Genomic DNA, 20291 nt, shown 5'->3' on the forward strand with positions numbered 1-20291 from the left:
CATGGCGAACCTCAATGTCGAGGAACTCGTCGCGATCGACGTCCACACCCACGCCGAGATCTCCTCCAAGGGCACCTCGTCCCTGGCCGACGACCTCCACGACGCCTCGTCGGCCTACTTCAAGGTCGAGGGCAAGCGGAAGCCGACCCTGGAGGAGACCGCCGCGTACTACCGCGAGCGGAAGATGGCCGCCGTCATCTTCACGGTGGACGCCGAGTCCGCGACCGGCACCGCGCCCGTCCCGAACGAGGAGGTCGCCGAGGCCGCCGCGGCCAACCCGGACGTGCTGATCCCCTTCGCCTCCATCGACCCCTTCCGGGGCAGGGCGGGCGTCAAGCAGGCCCGCCGCCTGGTCGAGGAGTACGGGGTCAGGGGCTTCAAGTTCCACCCCAGCATCCAGGGCTTCTTCCCCAACGACCGCTCGGTCGCGTACGAGCTGTACGAGGTGATCGAGGAGACCGGCACGATCGCGCTCTTCCACACCGGCCAGACGGGCATCGGCGCGGGCGTCCCCGGTGGCGGCGGGATCAGGCTCAAGTACTCCAACCCGCTGCACATCGACGACGTGTCCGCCGACTTCCCCGAGATGAAGATCATCCTGGCGCATCCGTCGTTCCCCTGGCAGGACGAGGCGCTCGCCGTCGCCACACACAAGCCGGGCGTGCACATCGACCTGTCCGGCTGGTCACCGAAGTACTTCCCGCCGCAGCTGGTGCAGTACGCCAACACGCTGCTCAAGGACAAGGTCCTCTTCGGCTCGGACTACCCGGTCCTCACCCCGGACCGCTGGCTCGCCGACTTCGAGAAGCTGCCGATCAAGGACGAGGTCAGGCCGAAGATCCTCAAGGAGAACGCGGCCCGGCTGCTCGGACTCACGAAGCCCTGACTCCGTAACCCATGTCTCGTTACTCGTAGAGGGGCGCAACGATGCGCAACGAGGGACTGGGGTCTTGGCCCGCCCGCCGGGCCCGCAAGACCCCCCAACGCACCGCCCTGATCCACGGCGACACCACGTTCTCCTACGGACAGCTGTACGAACGCACCACCCGGCTCGCGCACGCCCTGCGCGACCGGGGAGTGCGCCGCGGCGACCGGATCGCCTACCTCGGCCCGAACCACCCCTCCTACCTGGAGACACTCTTCGCGGCGGGCACACTCGGCGCGGTCTTCGTACCGCTCAACACCCGCCTCGCCGGCCCGGAGATCGCCTACCAGCTCGCCGACTCCGGCACCAAGGCCCTCGTCTACGGCCCCTCGCACGCGGGCCTCGTCGCCGGACTGCCCGGCAACACGGACGTGCGGACGTACGTCGAGGTCGGCGCCGAGTACGAGGACGCGCTCACCGGTGCCTCCGCCGAACCGGTCGACGCACCGGTCACGGCCGACGACACCTGCATCATCATGTACACCTCGGGCACGACGGGCCGGCCCAAGGGCGCCATGCTCACGCACGGCAACCTCACCTGGAACGCCGTCAACGTGCTCGTCGACCAGGACGTCGTCACCGACGAACGCGCCCTGGTCTCCGCCCCGTTGTTCCACACGGCCGGGCTGAACATGCTCACCCTGCCCGTGCTCCTCAAGGGCGGCACCTGCGTCCTGGTCGAGGCCTTCGCCCCGGACGACACCTTCGACCTGATCGAACGGCACAGGATCACCTTCATGTTCGGGGTGCCGACCATGTTCGACCAGGTGGCCAGACATCCGCGCTGGGCCGACGCCGACCTGTCGTCGCTGCGCATGCTCTCCTGCGGCGGCTCACCGGTGCCGACCCCGCTCATCGCCCGGTTCCAGGAGCGCGGGCTCACCTTCCTCCAGGGCTACGGCATGACCGAGGCCTCGCCCGGGACCCTGTTCCTGGACGCCGAGCACGCGGTCAGCAAGGCCGGCTCGGCGGGCGTACCGCACTTCTTCAGCGACGTACGGGTGGTACGGCCCGACCTGACGCCGGCAGAGGTCGGCGAGCCCGGCGAGATCGTGGTCCGCGGACCGCACGTCATGCCGGGTTACTGGGGGCTGCCCGAGGAGACGGCCGCCTCCTTCACGGACGGCTGGTTCCGCAGCGGGGACGCCGCCCGGATCGACGAGGACGGCTACGTCTTCGTCGTCGACCGCATCAAGGACATGATCATCTCGGGTGGGGAGAACATCTACCCCGCCGAGATCGAGGACCTTCTCCTGGCCCACCCCGACATCGTCGAGTGCGCGGTCATCGGCGTCGCCGACGAGAAGTGGGGCGAGGTGCCGCGCGCGGTCGTCGTACCCCGCGAGGGCGCGGCCCTGGACGCCGACGAGGTGCTCGCCTCGCTGTCCGGGCGGCTCGCCAAGTACAAGATCCCGAAGTCGGTCGTCATCGCGGACGAACTCCCGCGCACCGCCTCCGGAAAGCTCCTCAAGGCCCGGGTGCGCAAGGCCTTCGGCGCCGGTTCGTAGCCCGCACCGGCGTCCACCACCACTTCCGGCTCAACTCCCACTGAAGGAACACGACATGAGCATCACGGTCAACGGCATCGACGAACTCAAGAAGCTCGCCGGCAGCGACCTCGGCACCAGTGAGTGGATCGAGGTCACGCAGGAGCGCATCAACACCTTCGCCGACGCGACCGGCGACCACCAGTGGATCCACGTCGACCCGGAGAAGGCGGCGGCGGGCCCCTTCGGCGCCCCGATCGCCCACGGCTACCTCACCCTCTCCCTCTTCATCCCGCTCTTCACCGAGCTGCTGGACGTCCAGGGCGTCACCACGAAGGTCAACTACGGCCTCAACAAGGTGCGTTTCCCCTCACCGGTGAAGGTCGGTTCGAAGATCCGCCTCGTCGGCAGGCTGGCCGAGGTCGAGGACGTACCGGGCGGGGTGCAGATCACCGTCGACGGCACGATCGAGATCGAGGGCGCCCCGAAGCCGGCGGCCGTCCTGCAGAGCCTGTCCCGCTTCTACGCCTGATCCCTCCGGTTCCGGCCGGTTGACCGCGCCGGTGCGCCGGACGCGCCGTCCGCCGGCCGAACGCCCCTGGTCTGCCCGAACCAGATCCGGAGGCCGTCGTGCCGCCGGCGCGGCAGAGCGCGGCGCACCGTCCGGGCCGGCGTCGAACGGATCCCCGGTTCACCGACACCGCCGGCCCGCGCGAACACGTCGGTGTTCCGTCAGCCCGTGACCTGCCGGTACGAGTAGACAGTGGTCGCCAGTGCGCAGACGCCCGGCTGGACGACCTGGGCGCGCAGGGTGCCGGTGTTCGTGTCGTAGTCGACGCCCTCCGCCTCGTACGCCGTCCCCGTGCAGGTGCTGCGCTGCGGGAGGGCGAACAGGCTCGTCACGTGCCCGGTGACCGGCTTGCCGTCCACCGCGCGTGACAGGTCCACCTGGAGCACCGGGCGGACCTCCGGGAACAGGGTGCCCGAGTCGTCGTCCGAGGCGCACAGCAGCCGGGTCGCGGTGACGAAGTCGCAGCCCTGGATGTCCCGGACGGTCCTGTCCAGGGTGATCTGGCCCGCCTGTGCCAGCGCGCCGCCCGTGGCGGGGGTGGACGCGTTGAGGAGCGGGGCCGGGAACACCTGGAGACGCCCCTGGTCGCCCCACTCGCCCGACACCAGCCACTGGTTGTCGGGCGAGACCGCGGCGAAGGAGTTGTTCAGCTTCTCGCCGGAGTCGAGCTGGTGGACGTACTGGTACCGCTGCCCCGCCGGGGTGGTGACCGCGAACATCTTGGACGTGGCCGTGTCCGAGCCCTGGTAGGCGTCGAACACGTACCCGCCCGCGATGTCCGGGTCACCGATGTGGTTCCAGCCGGCGATACGCAGGTCCAGCGGGATCGACGTGAGCCCGCGGTACAGCAGCGTGCCGTCCGCGCGGGAGGCCAGCCCCTGACCGCTGCCCAGGGAGTCGACCTGGGCGGAGCCCGTCTCCGTCCACTGCGCGTCGGCGGCGGAAGCTGTTCCACCACCACCGAGCGCGAGCGCTCCGGAAAGGACTGATAACGCGGCCAGGGACAGGAGTTGACGCTTCATCAGTCAGCCACCTACGACGTCGACGAACACGGGGTTCGAATAGAACCACGTATCGGCCCACGGGTCACCGTTTCCGGGCTCGTGGACGATCGGCCCGTGCGGGTCGACCGACGCGCCGAGGTAACCGGCGCCGTGCCGGTTGCCGTCGCTGCCACGCAGCCGGACGTAGAACGACTCGTCACCGGCGGTCAGCGGCACGCGGAGGGTGTACGTCCCCGTGCGCCCTGTCACGTCCTTCGACTTCACGACCTTCGTGTCCGGCGCCCTCCAGGTGTCCCGGTCGGCGACCGGACCGCGCACCGCGCCCCGGATCACGTCGACGTGCGCCAACTCGGGCAGGATTCCCTGCGGGTTGAGACGGGAGGCGGTGGTCACTGTGATGTTCAGCGTGAGCTTGTCGCCCCTGCGGACCCGGATCCGGCCGCCCAGCGTGACACCCCGGCCGAACTCGCAGTCACGCGTCAGCCGCACGTCGAGGCCGTCCAGCAGATGGCCGTGGTCCAGCCAGACCCGGCCCGCGCGCATACCGTCCATCACCGCGCGGTACCCGTAGCGCGTGACGCCCACGTGGGTGCGGCTGAACTGGCCGGGCCAGAAGTCGCTGCCGGGCTGCGGGGTGTCGGTGTTCACCGGGTCTGGCAGCTTGCCGGTGTTGTCGAAGTTCTGCCCGGCCGGCCAGTCACCGTTCTTCCAGGTGTCGAAGACGATCCGGTGCGCGTCGGAGTTCGTGGTGATCGAGAACAGGCTGCCTTCGGCCAGCATCGAGTCCCACAGACCGCCGACCGTCGCGGTCGCCCAGTCGAAACCGCCGTACGTCAGATACCCGTCCGCCGGATAGCCCTGCCAGGACTGCGCCGTCGGCTTGTTCTCGTACTCGCCGCGGATCGAGGTGGCCCCGCGCCAGCCGGGGATGGCCGCACCCTGGGCGCCGGGCGCGCCCTCCATGCCGATCATGATCTCGGGGGCCGCGTCCCGCCAGCCCCGCATCTCGTGCGGGGAGTCGATGCCCAGGCGCATCGGGTGGTTGGCGAGGACCAGGACGTCGTCGACGTACCCGGTGCGGCGCTGCTCCGCCAGCCACCGAATCGCCTTGACGGCGTGTGCCTCGTTGCGGGCGGTGTCCGTCGCGCCGGCCGAGCCCTCGGTGTAGCCGAGCAGCTTGCCGTCGTAGGCGCTCTCGAACCTGGTGAGGAGATCGACCTCGTGGCGCCCGGGCGGCGAGAAGACCGTGCAGTGCTCGGCGCCCGGGATGTACCACTCCAGGCCCTGGAAGATCAGCTGACGCGGGTTCTCCGCCCGTGCCTTGAGGATCTCGGCGTGCTCCAGCGGGGCACCGTACTGGGCGTGCCCGAAGTTGGAGTGCTCGGTGAACACCATCCAGTCGAGGCCGAACTTCTCACCGGCGGCGGCCAGTTGGGAGAACGTGTACTTGGCGTCGTGGCTGTACACGGTGTGGATGTGATGGTCGCCGACGAGGTAGGCGAGCCGCGGGTCGCTGCCGCCCAGCCGGCGCGGACCGGACGCCGCGGCGGCGGGTGTCGCCAGTGACCCGGCGGCGAAGACGGCACCGAACAGGCCCGCCCGGTGCAGGAGTTGACGTCGGGAGACGCCCTGGGCGTCGAGCCCGGCGGGGGAGACGGCGGGGTCGGCCCAGGCAGGCAGCTGCTGTTCTGTCATGTCTGTGAGTTCCTTGCGATCTGGAGAGGGGTGGAGCCCAGGAGGCTTGGCGGAGCCAGACGGTGTGGGTCAGTGGTTCATGAACGAGCTGACGGGCAGCGCCCGTTCGACGATCCGTACGTCGCCGAGGCGGGCGTGCAGGATCTGGTCGATCTTCCCCGCGTACTCGTAGCCGCCGAGCAGCCACGGCAGCCCGACCGAGGTGATGCCGGTCGAGGTCGCCGTCGGGTTGCGGACCACCGGGCAGCCCTGGACGTACAGCGTGGTGTGATGGCCGTCGTTGACGACCGCGAGGTGCCACCAGGTCTCCAGCGGTGTCTCCTGGCCCCAGTTGGTGGCGATGCCCTGCTGGTTGAGCGGCCGCATGGCCCACTGGGGCTCGCGGTCGTTGGAGAGGGACAGCGTGGCGAGCGGCTCGTCCGGGTCGTCGCCGGTCTTGCCCGCGGCGCCGCCCGTGCCGGTACGGCTGACCACTCCGGCCCAGGCATGATGGTCGGGGTCCCAGTCGGCGGGCAGCCGGTAGAACGCCTCGATGGTGTAACCGGCCCTGAAAGTCGCCGAGTTGAGGGGTGCGCCGTCGACGGTACGCAGATAGGCGCCCTTCAGCGGTGACTTGAAGCCGTTGACGTCCAGGCTGCCGTGACCGGGCTGGTCCGGGTGGTGGTCGCTGGACCAGTTCAGCGTGGCGCCGCCCACCGACACCAGGGTGAGGTCGTTGCCCCGGCCGGACCGGTCGCGGACCGTGCCGGTGAGGGCGGCCCCGTCCGGCTGTCCGTCGAACCGCCAGTACGCCACCGTGCCCGGGATCACCATCTTCGACGCCGGGCGGGCGGGCCGCGCGGGCACCGGGGCGAACCCGGCGAAGCGCTCGGCGAAGTCGATGTCGACGGAGAACCGGTCGGCGTCGCCGCTCAGTTCGATCTCCTGCCGCTCCAGTTCGTTGAGGCCCTTCCCGGCCCGGCCGAGGATCCACGGGGAGACCGTCTCCACGTCGATGGTGTTCCGGTCGAGGTCGAAACGGTAGAGGCGGATCATCGCCGCACCGCCGAAGTACCGGTTCTGGTAGTTCGTCAGATGCAGCTCGACGTCATGTCCGGCCGCGTTCTTGCGGGTCGCGCGCCCGGCGGGCCAGTAGTGCCCGTTGAGAGTGAGGAAGATCTGGTCGTGGTCGGCGATCAGGCGGTCCCACAACTGCTGCCCGTAGTCGGACAGGGAGTCGTCCTCGACGACCAGTTCGTGCGTCGTGAGGATCACCGGCAGAGCCGGATGCTTCGCCAGGACGTCCTTCGCCCACGCGTACCCCTGGTCCGACAGCCGCCAGTCCAGCGCGAGGACCAGCCACTCCCGCCCGGCCGCCCGGAACACATGGAAGGTGTTGTAGCCGTCGGCCGAGGCTCCGCCGAAGGTCCGCTTCCCCTTGAACCGGTCGGGCCCGAACACGTCGAGGTACGGGGAGGCGCCCCGCTGGTCGGTGGTGGAGGACCTCACGTCGTGGTTGCCAGCGAGGACGCTGTAGCCGACGCCCCGCCGGTCCAGGAGCCGGAACGCCTCGCCGATCGCGGCGACCTCCGGCGCGGCGCCGTTCTGGGTGAGGTCACCCAGGTGGGACAGGAACACGATGTTCTCGTCCCGCCCGTGCTCCAGCAGATAGCGCAGGGACGCCTCGACGGGCGCCTTGTCGATGCTCGGCCCGTCGAAGAGGTACTGGGTGTCGGGCATCACGGCGAGCGTGAACCGGCGGCTGTCGGTGTCGGGCCGCCACGACGAACGTGCCGTGTCCGGCACGGCCTCGGCGGTCGTCGGCAGGGCGACGGACGTGGTCGCCGCCGCCCCGATCAGCGCGGTCGCCCGCAGGAAGGTACGCCGACCGGCGCCCGCCTGGGGTGCTTCGAGGGCAGGCTCGTGCCCGGATCCGTGCGAGGTGCACACAACTGACTCCGTATGAGGTTCTGTGAGGTGAGAGGAGGTGTGTGGGGGAGGGGCTTTCGTCAGAGCGTGCGAAGGGTCCAGGCCCAGCGATGGGTGCCCGGCTGCAGGAGATAGGAGGGGAAGGTGTCGGGACCGCACGACGCCGTGCCGAGCCCGCGGTGGGCCGCGTCGATGTGCACCACGCAGCCGAGCCGTGGCCGCAGCTGGTCGTGGTGTGTGGCGGCGGCCAGCTCCTCGGCCCGGTACCGGGTCACGGAGACCTGGCGCGGCCGGTCCAGCACGACCGAGAGACCGGTGGCGTCCGGCGCCGACAGCGTGAACCGCCGTACACCGTGCCGTCCGCCGCTCTCCTGCGGTCGCAGATAAGGGGTGAACAGGGAGTCCACGGGCGCCGAGTGATGCCCCACGGGTGCTCCGGCGGAGCGGTCCGGATAGGACTCCCAGGGGCCCTGCCCGTACCACTCCAGCAGGTCGAGCCCGGACACCGTCTCGAACACGGAACCGACCCGCGCCACATCGGTGTACGCGTCCGGCAGTTCGACGGTCTCCTCGACGCGGATGCCGCCCTGTACCGGAGTGAACACCTGCTCATGGCGGATCACGCCCGCGTTCGCGGCGTACTCGGCGAGCACGGTGACGCTCCCGCCGTCGCGCCGCACGTCGACGGCCTTGCGGACGAGGGTGTCGAGGCCCCAGTCCTGCCAGCGGGCCGCCATACCGCCCAGCTCGTCGTTGTCGGTCGGAGCCCGCCACAGGGACAGCACCGGCGCCGACCTCAGCAGCGGATGGATCAGCAGTCCGTCACCGTCGACCCGGACCCGCGGTCCCGCGACCACCGTCTCCGGCATCTCGTCGGCCGGCCGCAGCAGCAGCTGGGGCACGCAGATCTCGGTGCCGCGCGGGGCCCACGGCTCGTCGCCGGCCGTCGTCACCCGCAGGGTCAGCCAGGCCTCGCCGCCGTCCGCCGGCAGCTCGAAGGGCAGCGGCACGGCCGCCGTCTCACCCGGTCGCAGATCCGGCAGTTCGGCGGGCGTTGTGAGCGTACGGCCGTCCGCGAGCGCCAGTTCCCAGGTGCCCGTGAGCCAGTCCAGGCCCCGGAAGCACTGGTGGTTGGCGACCACGAGCCCTTCGTGCCGGAACGCCTCCAGGCGCACCGGAGCCGCGATCTCCCGGTGTTCGTACATGACGGGCTTGGGGGTGCGGTCGGGGAAGACGACTCCGTCGGCGATGAAGGCGCCGTCGTGGATCGTCTCGCCGAAGTCGCCGCCGTACGCCCAGCGCATGCCGGGGGCGGCGACACCGTTGTCATAGAGCCCGGCGCCCGCGCGCCCGGCAGGTCTGCCGCTGTTCACGCACTGAAGAATTCCGTGGTCCCAGAACTCCCAGATGAACCCGCCCTGAAGTCCCGGCGTGGACTCGATGGCGGCCCAGTGGTCCGCGAGCGTGCCGTTGCTGTTGCCCATGGCGTGCGAGTACTCGCACTGGATGAGCGGCTTGGTCTGCTCGCCGGACAGCGCGTGCGCGACACAGTCCTCCAGCGGCGCGTACATCGGACACGCGATGTCGGAGGCGACCGCCGGATCGGCCCAGCCGAGTTTGGCGGCGCCCTCGTACTGGAGCGGCCGGGTCGGGTCGTGCCGGCGCAGCCAGCCCGCCGCCGCGTCGTGGTTCGCCCCGTAGTCGGACTCGTTGCCCAGCGACCAGATGATGACCGACGGGTGGTTCTTGTCCCGCAGGACCATCCGCGAGACCCGGTCCACGAAGGCGTTCAGATAGCGCGGGTCGTCCGCGATCTCGTGCGCGTGGTCGTGCGACTCGATGTCCGCCTCGTCGACCACGTAGAAACCCAGCTCGTCCGCGAGGTCGTACAGCGCCGGGTCGTTCGGATAGTGCGCGGTGCGTATCGCGTTGAACCCGAACCGCTTCAGCAGGACGAGATCGGCGCGCTGGTCGTCGTACGACACGGTCCGCCCGGTCAGCGGATGGAAGTCGTGCCGGTTGACGCCCCGGACGTAGATCCGCTCGCCGTTGACCAGCAGGTCCCGCCCGACGATCTCGACGTCCCGGAAACCGACGCGCTGGTACGCGGTGTCGGTGACCGTTCCGTCGGCGCGGTGCAGCCGGACGGTCAGGCCGTAGAGCTCGGGTGTCTCGGCGGTCCAGGTGCGGACGTCGGTCACCCGCGCGCCCAGCCGGGGCTCGCCGAGGAAGTCGGAGACGCGGTCGTCCTCGGTGTTGACGCGGTCGAACTCGGCGTCCTGGAGGAGGAGTTGGCCGTCGATCTCGCCGGTGACGTACCACCCCTCGGGCAGCGCGCCGCCCGCGTCCCGGACCCGGCAGTCGACCCGCAGCTCACCGGAGCCGGCGCCCGCACGGTGACGTCCGCCAGATACAGCGGGTCCGTCGCGTACAGCAGCACCGAGCGGGTGATACCGCCGTGCCACCACTGGTCCTGGTCCTCGATGTGGGTCGCGTCGGACCACTTGACGACGTCAGCCGCAGCGTCGCGGACCCGCCGGGCCAGACGAGGTCGGAGAGGTCGAACTCGGCCGCCAGATGGGAGTCCTTGGAGATGCCGACCGGCCGCCCGTCGACGTGCACGAGCAGCACGCTCTCGGCGGCGCCGACTGCAGCACGATCCGCCGGCCCGCCCACTCGGCCGGAATGTCGAACTCACGCTCGTACACGCCCGTCGGGTTGGCCACGGGGGAGCCGGGCGGGAAGTCGGCCCACGGCATCTGGACGTTGGTGTACCAGGGCAGGTCGTCGGTGCCCTGGAGGGTCCAGGCGCCGGGGACCCGGGCCGAGGACCAGTCGTCGCCCACCTCGGCGGTCGGCGTGGGGAGCAGTTGGAAGCGCCAGTCGCCGTCCAGGGAGCGGGCCTGGGCACGCCGGTCGACGGCGTTCATGGGCAGCCGCCCCCAGGAGGTCACCTCGGGTGACTCCCAGGGGCGCAGTGCCAGCAGCGGATCGATGGTCATCCGCGGACGGCCCCCTTCGCGAGGTCGCCGATGATCTGCTTGGCGCCGATCGCGAACACGATCAGCAGGGGGACGAGGGCGAGCAGGGCGCCGGTCATCACGATGCCGTAGTCGGTGGTGCCGTGGGTGCCGTTGAGCTGGGACAGCGCGACCTGGAGGGTCACGTTGTCGGGGTTGGTGAGGGAGATCAGGGGCCAGGCGAAGTCGTTCCACTGGCCCATGAAGGTGAAGATGCCGAGGAACGCGAGACCGGGGCGGACCACCGGCAGCGCCACGTGCCAGTACTGGCGCAGGAAGTTCGCGCCGTCGAGCTTGGAGGCGTCGAGCAGTTCGTCGTGGATCGCCGTCTTCATGTACTGGCGCATCCAGAAGATGCCGAAGGCGTTGGCGGCGGCCGGCACGATCAGCGCGGTCATCGAGCCGATCCAGCCGATCTTCGCCATGACGACGAACTGCGGGATGACCGACAGCTGCGCCGGGACCATGAAGATCACCATGAGCAGCCCGAACAGCAGCCCCTTGCCGGGGAACTCGAACTTGGCGAAGACGAAGGCGGCGAGCGAGTCGAAGAGCAGGACCAGGAAGGTCACCGACACCGCGACCAGCAGCGAGTTCCACATCGACCCGAAGAAGTCGATGGCGTCGAACAGGTTGCGGACGTTCTCCAGGAAGTGTGTGCCCGGCAGCAGCTTCGGCGGGTACGAGAAGATCTCCGTCGAGCTGTGCGTCGACATGATGACGGCCCAGTAGAACGGGAAGGCCGAGATCAGCGTGCCGACGATCAGCGGGAGGTGCAGCGCGATCCCTCTGCGGCGGGACCCCTTGATGGATGCCATGATGCGCGCCCTTCCTAGTCGCCCCGGCGCTGCACGAGGCGCCAGTTGATGATCGAGAAGAGGACGACGACGAGGAAGATGCCCCACGCCACCGCGGCTCCGTACCCGAAGTCGTTGTTGTCGAAGGTCTGCTGGAAGAAGTAGAGGACCATCGTCTGGCCCGAGTGGCCCGGCCCGCCCGCGAACGTCGAGTCGTTCGACGAGGTCTGCAGCAGGACCTGTGGTTCGGAGAAGCTCTGCAGGCCGGTGACCGTCGAGACGACGAGCACGAACAGCAGCGTCGGCCGCAGCAGCGGCAGCGTGATGCGGAAGAAGGTCTGGACGGGGCCGGCGCCGTCCATGCGCGCCGCCTCGTACAGCTCGCTCGGGACGGTCTGGAGCCCGGCGAGGAAGATGATGGCGTTGTAGCCGGTCCACTGCCAGGTCATCAGGGCCGCGATGGTGACCTTGATGCCCCACGGTGTGTTCAGCCACGCCACCTGGTCGATCCCCACCCAGTGCAGGACGGCGTTCACCATGCCGGCGTTGGTGGAGAAGATCGAGCCGAAGACGATCGCGATGGCGACGACAGAGGTGACGTTCGGCAGGAAGTACGCGACGCGGTACAGGCTCTTGAACCGGACCGCCGAGTTGAGCATCACGGCCGTGACCATCGCCAGGATGATCATCGGGAAGGTGGCCAGCGCCCAGATGATGATCGTGTTGCCGATCGAGTTCCAGAAGTCGCTGTCGCTCAGCAGGTACTGGTACTGCGAGAGTCCGGCCCACTCCATCGAGCCGAGGCCGTCCCAGCGGTGGAAGGACAGATAGAGCGAGAAGCCGACCGGGAACAGGCCGAAGCCGAGGAAGATCAGATAGAAGGGGGAGATGGCGGCGTAGAGGTGCCAGTACTTGCGCAGGCCCTTCTTGGGCCCCACCGGTGCGGGCCGGGTCACCACGGACGGGGTCTGTTCGATGACAGCCATCAGTAGCTCACCCCCAGGTGCTTCGCGATGCGACGGCACTTGCTCATGGCGTCACTCCATGCCTTCTTCGGGTCCTTGCCGAGGACACCGACGTTCTTGATCTCGTCCTTGATGGGCGTCCCGAGCGCGATGTCGAACGGGCTGTTGTAGGCGACCACGATCTTCTGCGCGGCGGGCCCGAAGATGTCGGTGGTGACCTGGCCGCCGAAGTACGGATCGGGCTCCCGCATCTGCTTCAGGCCGTACGAGGCGGGCGTGGAGGGGAAGAGGCCCGCGTCCACGTAACCCTGCGCCTGGTTGGAGGCGTCGAGAATCCAGGTGATGATCTCGAAGGCCCGCTCGGGCTCCCGGCACGCCTTGGTGATCGCCAGGAACGATCCGCCGTTGTTGGCGGGCCGCACCGGCATCTGGGCGACCCGGTACCTGCCCTTGGCCTTCGGAACACCGTTCTTGATGTCGAAGGCCGCCCAGGAGGCGCCCAGTTCACTGGGCAGCTTGCCGTCCTGCTTGGCCGACAACTGGTCCGGGGTGCCGCTGACGAGGTCGGAGACGATCCCGCGGCGCTTGGCCTCCACGGCGAGCGCCCAGGCATCGCGTACGTGCTCCTGGTCACCGATGAAGTGGCGCTCCTTGTCGACGTACCGCTTGGAACCCTGCTGTACGACGTTCTCGAACACGGAGTTGACGTCGGTGAGGAGCATGGTCCCCGGGATCCGCTTCTTGAGCTGCTCACCCGCGGCGAAGTAGTTCTCCCATGTGTTCAGCTGCTGGGACACGTCGTCCGGCTCGTACGGCAGCCCCGCCTTGCGGAAGATCTCGTACTGGTAGAAGTGCCCGACCGGTCCGCAGTCGATCGGGAAGCCGACCATCGTGCCGTCGTCGGCGATGCCCTGGTCCCACTTCCAGGGCAGGTACTGGCTCTTGTACTTCTCCGCGCCCAGCGTCCGTAGATCGATGAACTGGTCCGCGTTCGGAAGGTAGGCGGCCATGTCCTCGCCCTTGAGCCCCGCGATGTCGGGGATGTGGGCCTGGCCGGTGATGGTGGTGATGAGCTTGGAGCGGTACTGGCCGCCGATCTGGATGGCCCGGAGGTCGACGGAGCTGTCGTACCGGGCCTTCGCGTTCTTGACGACCGTGTCGCTCAGACCGCCGCTCCAGTACCACAGGACCATGTTGCGCCCGGTGGAGCCGGTCGGAACGGCGCAGCCGCTCGCCAGGCCGCCGAGCGCTGTGGCGGCCGTGCCGGCCAGACCCGCGCGCAGCAGGCCTCTTCGTGAGAGCTGCACAGCTCCCACCGCCTTTCGGATGTTCGGTGCGTGCGTAAGGGGAAACGCCAGTGGGGGGCGCGTGAGGGACAGGGCAGTGGGGGAGGCGGGTCTCGGGGGGTGACGGGTCTCGGGGGGTGACCGATTTCAGGGGGTGACGGGTGCGAACCGCACCGGCGGCCCCGGATCGGCCGGCAGCCGGTCGGCCAGGAAGCCGTAGGTCCGCCGCAGCTCGGGGTCGCGGAGCGTGTGCCACCAGCGGTGGATGTGGTACCAGCCGGGTGCGGCGAGCGCCCCGCCGTGGTGCCGTACGGACAGGGAGGCGGCCAGTACGGCGAACCGCAGCCGTTCCTCCAGCGGCCAGCCGCCGAGCGAGGCGGCGACGAAACTGGCGCCGAACACATCACCGGCGCCCGTGGAGTCCACGACGTCCACGGGCAGGGCCGGCGCCTCCGCGTACTCGCCGGTCGTCTGGTCCACGGCGATCGCGCCGTCACCGCCCCGGGTGACGACGGCCACCGGGACCAGCTCGCTGAGTGTGCCCAGCGCGGCGACCGCGGTGTCCGTGCGGGTGTACGCCATCGCCTCGGTCTCGTTGGGGAGGAAGGCGTGGCACAGGGCGAGCTGGTCGAGCAGGTCGGAGGACCACACCTGGGTGGGGTCCCAGCCGACGTCCGCGTAGATGTGCGTGCCGTTCGCCGCCGCCTTGGCCAGCCACCGGTGGGGCTCGGCCTCCAGGTGCACCAGCGCGGTGCGTGCCTCGGGCGGGTCGCCCAGCAGGGTCTCCTGCGAGTACGGGGGCGGCTGCCCGTGGGTGATCAGTGCGCGGTCGCCGTCGTAGGCGAGCGAGACGGTGACGGGGGTGTGCCAGTCGTCCGCGGTGCGCGAGAGCGAGAGGTCGACGCCCTCCTGGCCGGCGAGGACGCCACGGCAGTGGGCGCCGTACGCGTCGTCCCCGAAGACGGTGGCCAGGGAGGTCTTCAGACCGTACCGGGCGGCGGCCACGGCGAGGTTCGCGATCCCGCCGGGGCTGGTGCCCATCCCCGACGTCCAGATCTCCTCGCCGGGCGTCGGGGGCTGACCCAGGCCGGTGAGGACGAGGTCGAAGAAGAGCAGCCCGGTCAGCAGCACATCGGGCCGTTCGTCGTCCACGCGTGCATCCTCTCGTCAAAACTCGTCATTTGATGACCGGAATCGTGCGCGCCTTCCGGAGATTTGGCAAGAGTCGAGCAGAAGCAAGCATAGAAATGATTGAAGATGACGAGTACTGTTCGTCGCGTGCTGGCAGAACGACGACATCAACTCATCCTGCGGGCCCTGCGCTCCGGGGGCCCCGCAGCCGTGACCGATCTCTCCGAACAGCTGGGCGTGAGCCCCGCCACGGTCCGGCGAGACCTGGTCAGACTGGAGGAGGAAGGCCTGCTCACACGTGTACACGGCGGCGCCGTGGCGGACGAGGGCGACCAGCCCTTCGCCGAGGTCGCCGAGGTGCGCGTGGCCGAGAAGGACGCGATAGCCGCCAAGGCCGCCTCCCTGGTCGAGGACGGGCAGTCCGTGCTGCTCGACATCGGCACCACCGCCTACCGGCTCGCCCGGCAGCTGCACGGCCGCCGGCTCACCGTGATCACCAGCAACCTGGTGGTGTTCGAGGAGCTGGTGGACGACGAGGGCATCGAACTGGTGCTCCTCGGCGGCATGGTCCGGCGCGAGTACCGCTCCCTGGTCGGCTTCCTCACCGAGGACAACCTGCGCCAGCTGCACGCCGACTGGGTCTTCCTGGGCACCAGCGGCGTCCGGCCCGGCGGCCAGGTGATGGACACCACGGTGGTCGAGGTGCCGGTCAAGCGCGCCATGATCAAGGCCGCCGACCGGGTCGTGCTGCTCGCCGACCGCGCCAAGTTCCCGGGCACGGGCATGGCGAAGGTCTGTGGCCCGGGGGAACTGGACATGGTGGTGACGAACGCGCCGGTGGACCCGGCGACGCAGTCCGCTCTGCAGGAGGCCGGGGTGCAGATCATCACGGCAGGAAAGGTGCAACCTTGAAGCTGACCATTCTGGGCGGCGGCGGATTCCGCGTCCCGCTCGTGTACGGGGCGCTCCTGGGCGACCACGCCGAAGGCCGGGTGACGCGTGTCGTCCTGCACGACCTGGACGCCGGCCGCCTCTCCGCGGTCACCCGGGTCCTGGCCGAGCAGGCGGCGGGGGTGCCCGACGCCCCCGAGGTGAGCGCCACGACCGACCTCGACGAGGCGCTCACCGGCGCCGACTTCGTCTTCTCCGCGATCCGCGTCGGCGGTCTGGAGGGCAGGGCGAACGACGAGAAGGTGGCACTGGACGAGGGTGTCCTCGGCCAGGAGACCGTCGGCGCGGGCGGCATCGCCTACGGCCTGCGCACGGTCCCGGTGGCCGAGGACATCGCGCGTCGCGTCGCGCGGGTCGCCCCCGACGCCTGGGTCATCAACTTCACCAACCCGGCCGGCCTGGTCACCGAGGCCATGTCCCGCCACCTCGGCGACCGCGTCATCGGCATCTGCGACTCCCCGGTGGGCCTCGGCCGCCGGATCGCCCGGGTGCTCGGCGCGAACCCCGGCGAGGCGTGGATCGACTACGTCGGCCTCAACCACCTGGGCTGGGTACGAGGGCTGCGCGTGAACGGCCGCGACGAACTCCCGCGGCTGCTCGCCGACCCCGACCTGCTCGGCTCCTTCGAGGAGGGCAAGCTCTTCGGCACCGACTGGCTCCAGTCGCTGGGCGCCATCCCGAACGAGTACCTGCACTACTACTACTTCAACCGCGAGGCCGTACGCGCCTACAGCGAGGCGGAGAAGACCCGCGGCGCCTTCCTGCGCGACCAGCAGGCCGGTTTCTACGACGAGATGAAACGGCCGGACGCCGCCGCCCTCACCGCCTGGGACCGCACCCGCGCCGAGCGCGAGGCGACCTACATGGCCGAGGCCCGCGAGACGTCGGGCGCCGGCGAACGCGACGCCGACGACCTGTCCGGGGGCTACGAGAAGGTCGCCCTCGCCCTGATGCGGGCCATCGCCCGCGACGAGCGCACCACGCTGATCCTCAACGTCCGCAACCGGGGGACTCTCTCGGTGCTCGACTCCGAGGCCGTCATCGAGGTGCCCTGCCTGGTCGACGCCAACGGCGCCCACCCCGTCACCGTCGACCCGCTGCCCGACCACGCCTCCGGGCTGGTCTGTTCGGTCAAGGCGGTCGAACGCGAGGTGCTCGCCGCCGCCGAGTCCGGCTCCCGTACGACGGCGGTCAAGGCGTTCGCCCTGCACCCGCTCGTCGACTCCGTGAACGTGGCCCGCAGACTGGTCGACGGATACACCTCGGTCCACCCCGGCCTGGCGTACCTTAAGTAAGCGCTTTCCCGGACTTGTCCGGTCTGCTCGTATCCGGGTCCGCCCGTACCCGGTCTGCTCACATCTGGTCTGCTCGTATCTGGTCTGGAGACTTCTCATGCACGACGAACGCCGGCGGATCGAGGAGCGCGTCCAGCGCCTCCACGACCAGCGGATCAAGGCGGCGATCTACGCGGCCACGGTTCCCTTCGAGGTCGAGGCCTGGCAGGCGCCGGGCGAGCCGGTCTCCTTCGAGGAGGCGGCGGCAGCGTCGTACGCCCCCTTCGCCATGGACACCCTCTGGGGTCCGCCCTGGGGCACCACCTGGTTCCGGATGCGCGGCCGGGTGCCCGCCGAGTGGGCCGGCCGGCGCGTCGAGGCGGTCATCGACCTCGGCTTCGTCGGCGACTGGCCCGGCAACCAGGCCGAGGCTCTCGTCCACCTCACCGACGGCACCCCGCTGAAGGCGGTCAACCCGCTCAACCAGTACGTGCCGGTCGCCAACCCGGCCACGGGCGGCGAGGAGATCGACTACCTCGTCGAGGCGGCCTCGAACCCCGACATCCTCGCCGACAACTTCTCCAAGATCACCCCCATGGGGGACATCCTCACCGCCGGCGACAAGCCGATCTACACCTTCCAGCGCGCCGACCTCGCCATCCTCGACGAGGAGGTCTTCCACCTCGACCTCGACGTCCAGGTACTGCGCGAGCTGATGCTGGAACTGGACGACCACGACCCGCGCCGCCACGAGATCGCGCACACCCTGGACCGCGCCCTCGACCTCCTCGACCTGGACGACGTGGCCGGTTCGGCGGCGGCGGTACGAGCGGCCCTGGCGCCCGCGCTGGCCAAGCCGGCCAACGCCAGCGCCCACAGGATCTCGGGCGTCGGCCACGCGCACATCGACTCGGCGTGGCTGTGGCCGATCCGTGAGACCAAGCGCAAGACGTCCCGCACCTTCTCGAACGTCACCTCGCTGGCCGACGAGTACGAGGACTTCATCTTCGCCTGCTCGCAGGCCCAGCAGTACGAGTGGGTGCGCGACAACTACCCCAAGGTGTGGGCCCGCATCCAGGAGTCGGTGAAGAAGGGCCAGTGGGCGCCGGTCGGCGGCATGTGGGTCGAGGCCGACGGCAACCTGCCCGGCGGCGAGGCGATGGCCCGCCAGCTCATCCACGGCAAGCGGTTCTTCATCGAGCACTTCGGCGTCGAGACGAAGGGCGTGTGGCTGCCGGACTCCTTCGGCTACACCGCGGCCTATCCGCAGCTCGCCAAGCTCGCCGGCAACGACTGGTTCCTCACCCAGAAGATCTCCTGGAACCAGACCAACAAGTTCCCCCACCACACCTTCTGGTGGGAGGGCATCGACGGCACCCGTATCTTCACGCACTTCCCGCCGGTCGACACCTACAACGCCCGCTTCAGCGGCGAGGAGATGTCCCGCGCGTCGCGCAACTACCAGGAGAAGGGCGCCGCTTCGCGTTCCCTGGCCCCCTTCGGCTGGGGCGACGGCGGCGGCGGCCCCACCCGCGAGATCATGGAACGCGCGCGCAGGCTGGCCGACCTGGAGGGCTCGGCGACCGTCGAGATCGAGCACCCCGACGACTTCTTCGCCAAGGCCCGCGAGGAGTACCCCGACGCCCCGGTCTGGGTCGGCGAGCTGTACCTGGAGCTGCACAGGGCCACGTACACCTCCCAGGCCCGCACCAAGCAGGGCAACCGGCGCAGCGAACACAAGCTGCGCGAGGCCGAGTTGTGGGCGACGACGGCCGCGCTGCACGCGCCGGGCTACGCCTACCCGTACGAGCACCTGGACCGTCTCTGGAAGACGGTCCTGCTCCACCAGTTCCACGACATCCTGCCGGGTTCGTCCATCGCCTGGGTGCACCGCGAGGCGGAGGCCGAATACGCGCGCGTGGCCGAGGAGTTGGAGTCGCTCACCGCCGAGGCGGTGGCCGCGCTCGGCGGCGGCGAGTCCCGCGCCTTCAACACCAGCCCGTACGACCGGGCCGAGGTGGTCCGCACCTCGACGGGCGTCCCCATGTACGTGGAGGTCCCGGCGAGCGGCAGCGCCCCGCTGGCCGTCGCGGAACCCCCGCGGCCGGTGACGATCACTGGCGGGCGCATCCTCGACAACGGTCTCGTACGCGTGGAGGTGGCCGAGGACGGCACGCTGGCCTCGGTCCGCGACCTGAGGGCGGACCGTGAGGTCCTCGCCGACAAGGGCAACCTGCTCCGGCTGCACACCGACCTCCCGAACTACTGGGACGCCTGGGACATCGACAAGCACTACCAGAACCGCTACACGGACCTGCTGGAGACGACCTCCGTCACGGTGACCGACGAGGACCCGCTCCTCGGCGCCATCCGGGTGGAGCGCGACTTCGGCAAGGGCTCGAAGATCGTCCAGACGATCACCGTCCGGGCCGGCAGTCCCCGGATCGACTTCGAGACGGAGATCGACTGGCACGAGGCCGAGAAGATCCTCAAGGCGGCCTTCCCGGTGGACGTCCGCGCGGCGCACTCCAGCGCGGAGATCCAGTTCGGTCACGTCCAGCGGCCCACGCACACCAACACCACGTGGGAGTCGGCCCGCTTCGAGGTGTCCGGCCACCGCTGGGTGCACATCGCCGAGCCCGGCTACGGCGTCGCGGTCCTCAACGACTCGACGTACGGCCACGACGTCTCCCGCACGGTCCGCGAGGACGGCGGTACGACGACCACGGTCCGTCTGTCGCTGGTGCGCGCCCCGCGTATCCCCGACCCCGGCGCCGACCAGGGCAAGCACCGCTTCACGTACTCGCTGCTGCCGGGCGCGAGCATCGAGGACGCGGTCGCCGAGGGCTACTCCCTCAACCTGCCGCTGCGCGTCGCGGACGCGGCGGGGGCGCCGGAGCCGGTGGTGTGGGCGGACGGCGACGGGGTGACGATCGAGGCGGTCAAGCTCGCCGACGACGCGTCCGGCGATGTCGTCGTCCGTATCTACGAGTCGCGCGGCGGCCGGGCGGAGGGTGCGCTGTGCACCGGGTTCGCGCTGGCGGGTGCGAAGATCACCGACCTGCTGGAGCGGCCGCTGTCCGAGGCGCCGACGGATGGTGACTCGGTGCCGGTGCGGTTGCGGCCGTTCGAGGTGCAGACGTTGCGGCTGGCTGTTCGGTAAGGGTTTTCGGCTGCGGGTTCGCTGTGGCTGGTCGCGCCCACGCGGCGGAGCCGCATATCGATACAGCCCCGCGCCCCTATCGGGCGCGGGGCGCGCCCGACCTGCCCGATCCGC

The 20291-nt window shown here is 69.9% G+C and carries 13 protein-coding genes and 1 pseudogene; 6 read left to right on the plus strand and 8 right to left on the minus strand.

The window, feature by feature from the left end; genetic code table 11:
* The first annotated feature begins 1 nt into the window (after window position 1).
* The 3 genes from STRTUCAR8_RS01105 to STRTUCAR8_RS01115 are packed head-to-tail and all read left to right on the plus strand — an operon-like array spanning window position 2 to window position 2944.
* On the plus strand, window positions 2-886 hold the full coding sequence (locus STRTUCAR8_RS01105) for a 4-hydroxyphenyl-beta-ketoacyl-CoA hydrolase (protein WP_006373516.1): 885 nt from the start codon (window positions 2-4) through the stop codon (window positions 884-886).
* Window positions 887-927: 41 nt separating this feature from the next.
* Window positions 928-2433 carry an o-succinylbenzoate--CoA ligase gene (gene menE / locus STRTUCAR8_RS01110; RefSeq protein ID WP_006373499.1) on the plus strand — a complete coding sequence of 502 codons (1506 nt, stop codon included), beginning with the start codon at window positions 928-930 and terminating at the stop codon, window positions 2431-2433.
* Window positions 2434-2488: 55 nt separating this feature from the next.
* On the plus strand, window positions 2489-2944 hold the full coding sequence (locus tag STRTUCAR8_RS01115; protein ID WP_006373487.1) for a MaoC family dehydratase: 456 nt from the start codon (window positions 2489-2491) through the stop codon (window positions 2942-2944).
* A gap of 200 nt (window positions 2945-3144) precedes the next feature.
* Here the strand turns inward: STRTUCAR8_RS01115 and STRTUCAR8_RS01125 are convergent, their stop codons facing one another.
* The 8 genes and pseudogenes from STRTUCAR8_RS01125 to STRTUCAR8_RS01160 form a co-directional block, all read right to left on the minus strand.
* A complete protein-coding gene (locus STRTUCAR8_RS01125) occupies window positions 3145-4005 on the minus strand; it encodes a hypothetical protein (RefSeq protein ID WP_006373525.1) in 861 nt (286 codons plus the stop codon).
* Window positions 4006-4008: 3 nt separating this feature from the next.
* Window positions 4009-5682 carry a PHP domain-containing protein gene (locus STRTUCAR8_RS01130; protein ID WP_006373478.1) on the minus strand — a complete coding sequence of 558 codons (1674 nt, stop codon included), beginning with the start codon at window positions 5680-5682 and terminating at the stop codon, window positions 4009-4011.
* Window positions 5683-5751: 69 nt separating this feature from the next.
* Window positions 5752-7611, minus strand: coding sequence for a LamG-like jellyroll fold domain-containing protein (locus STRTUCAR8_RS01135; RefSeq protein ID WP_006373495.1), 1860 nt, complete (start codon window positions 7609-7611; stop codon window positions 5752-5754).
* Between the two features lie 59 nt (window positions 7612-7670).
* Window positions 7671-10592: pseudogene (locus STRTUCAR8_RS01140) on the minus strand (glycoside hydrolase family 2 TIM barrel-domain containing protein).
* A complete protein-coding gene (locus STRTUCAR8_RS01145) occupies window positions 10589-11428 on the minus strand; it encodes a carbohydrate ABC transporter permease (protein WP_006373521.1) in 840 nt (279 codons plus the stop codon). Before STRTUCAR8_RS01145 ends, STRTUCAR8_RS01140 begins: the two are co-directional and overlap by 4 nt.
* Before the next feature lie 14 nt (window positions 11429-11442).
* Window positions 11443-12393: a carbohydrate ABC transporter permease gene (locus tag STRTUCAR8_RS01150; RefSeq protein WP_006373509.1), complete on the minus strand. Its 951-nt coding sequence runs from the start codon at window positions 12391-12393 to the stop codon at window positions 11443-11445.
* Window positions 12393-13679, minus strand: a complete 1287-nt coding sequence (locus STRTUCAR8_RS01155) for an ABC transporter substrate-binding protein (protein WP_006373497.1) — start codon at window positions 13677-13679, stop codon at window positions 12393-12395. Before STRTUCAR8_RS01155 ends, STRTUCAR8_RS01150 begins: the two co-directional genes overlap by 1 nt.
* Window positions 13680-13805: 126 nt before the next feature.
* Entirely contained in the window at window positions 13806-14810 is a 1005-nt protein-coding gene (locus STRTUCAR8_RS01160; RefSeq protein ID WP_006373501.1) for a carbohydrate kinase family protein, read from the minus strand.
* Window positions 14811-14936: 126 nt separating this feature from the next.
* Between STRTUCAR8_RS01160 and STRTUCAR8_RS01165 the strand changes: the two genes are divergently transcribed.
* The 3 genes from STRTUCAR8_RS01165 to STRTUCAR8_RS01175 all read left to right on the plus strand — a co-directional run bounded on the left by STRTUCAR8_RS01165 (window position 14937) and on the right by STRTUCAR8_RS01175 (window position 20177).
* Window positions 14937-15701: a DeoR/GlpR family DNA-binding transcription regulator gene (locus STRTUCAR8_RS01165; protein ID WP_006373491.1), complete on the plus strand. Its 765-nt coding sequence runs from the start codon at window positions 14937-14939 to the stop codon at window positions 15699-15701.
* Entirely contained in the window at window positions 15698-17035 is a 1338-nt protein-coding gene (locus tag STRTUCAR8_RS01170) for a 6-phospho-beta-glucosidase (RefSeq protein ID WP_006373480.1), read from the plus strand. The genes STRTUCAR8_RS01165 and STRTUCAR8_RS01170 overlap by 4 nt, the downstream gene beginning before the upstream one ends.
* Window positions 17036-17132: 97 nt before the next feature.
* Window positions 17133-20177, plus strand: a complete 3045-nt coding sequence (locus tag STRTUCAR8_RS01175; protein ID WP_006373483.1) for an alpha-mannosidase — start codon at window positions 17133-17135, stop codon at window positions 20175-20177.
* The last annotated feature ends 114 nt before the right edge of the window (window positions 20178-20291 follow it).

Source organism: Streptomyces turgidiscabies Car8 (assembly GCF_000331005.1).
Taxonomy (GTDB): Bacteria; Actinomycetota; Actinomycetes; order Streptomycetales; family Streptomycetaceae; genus Streptomyces; species Streptomyces turgidiscabies.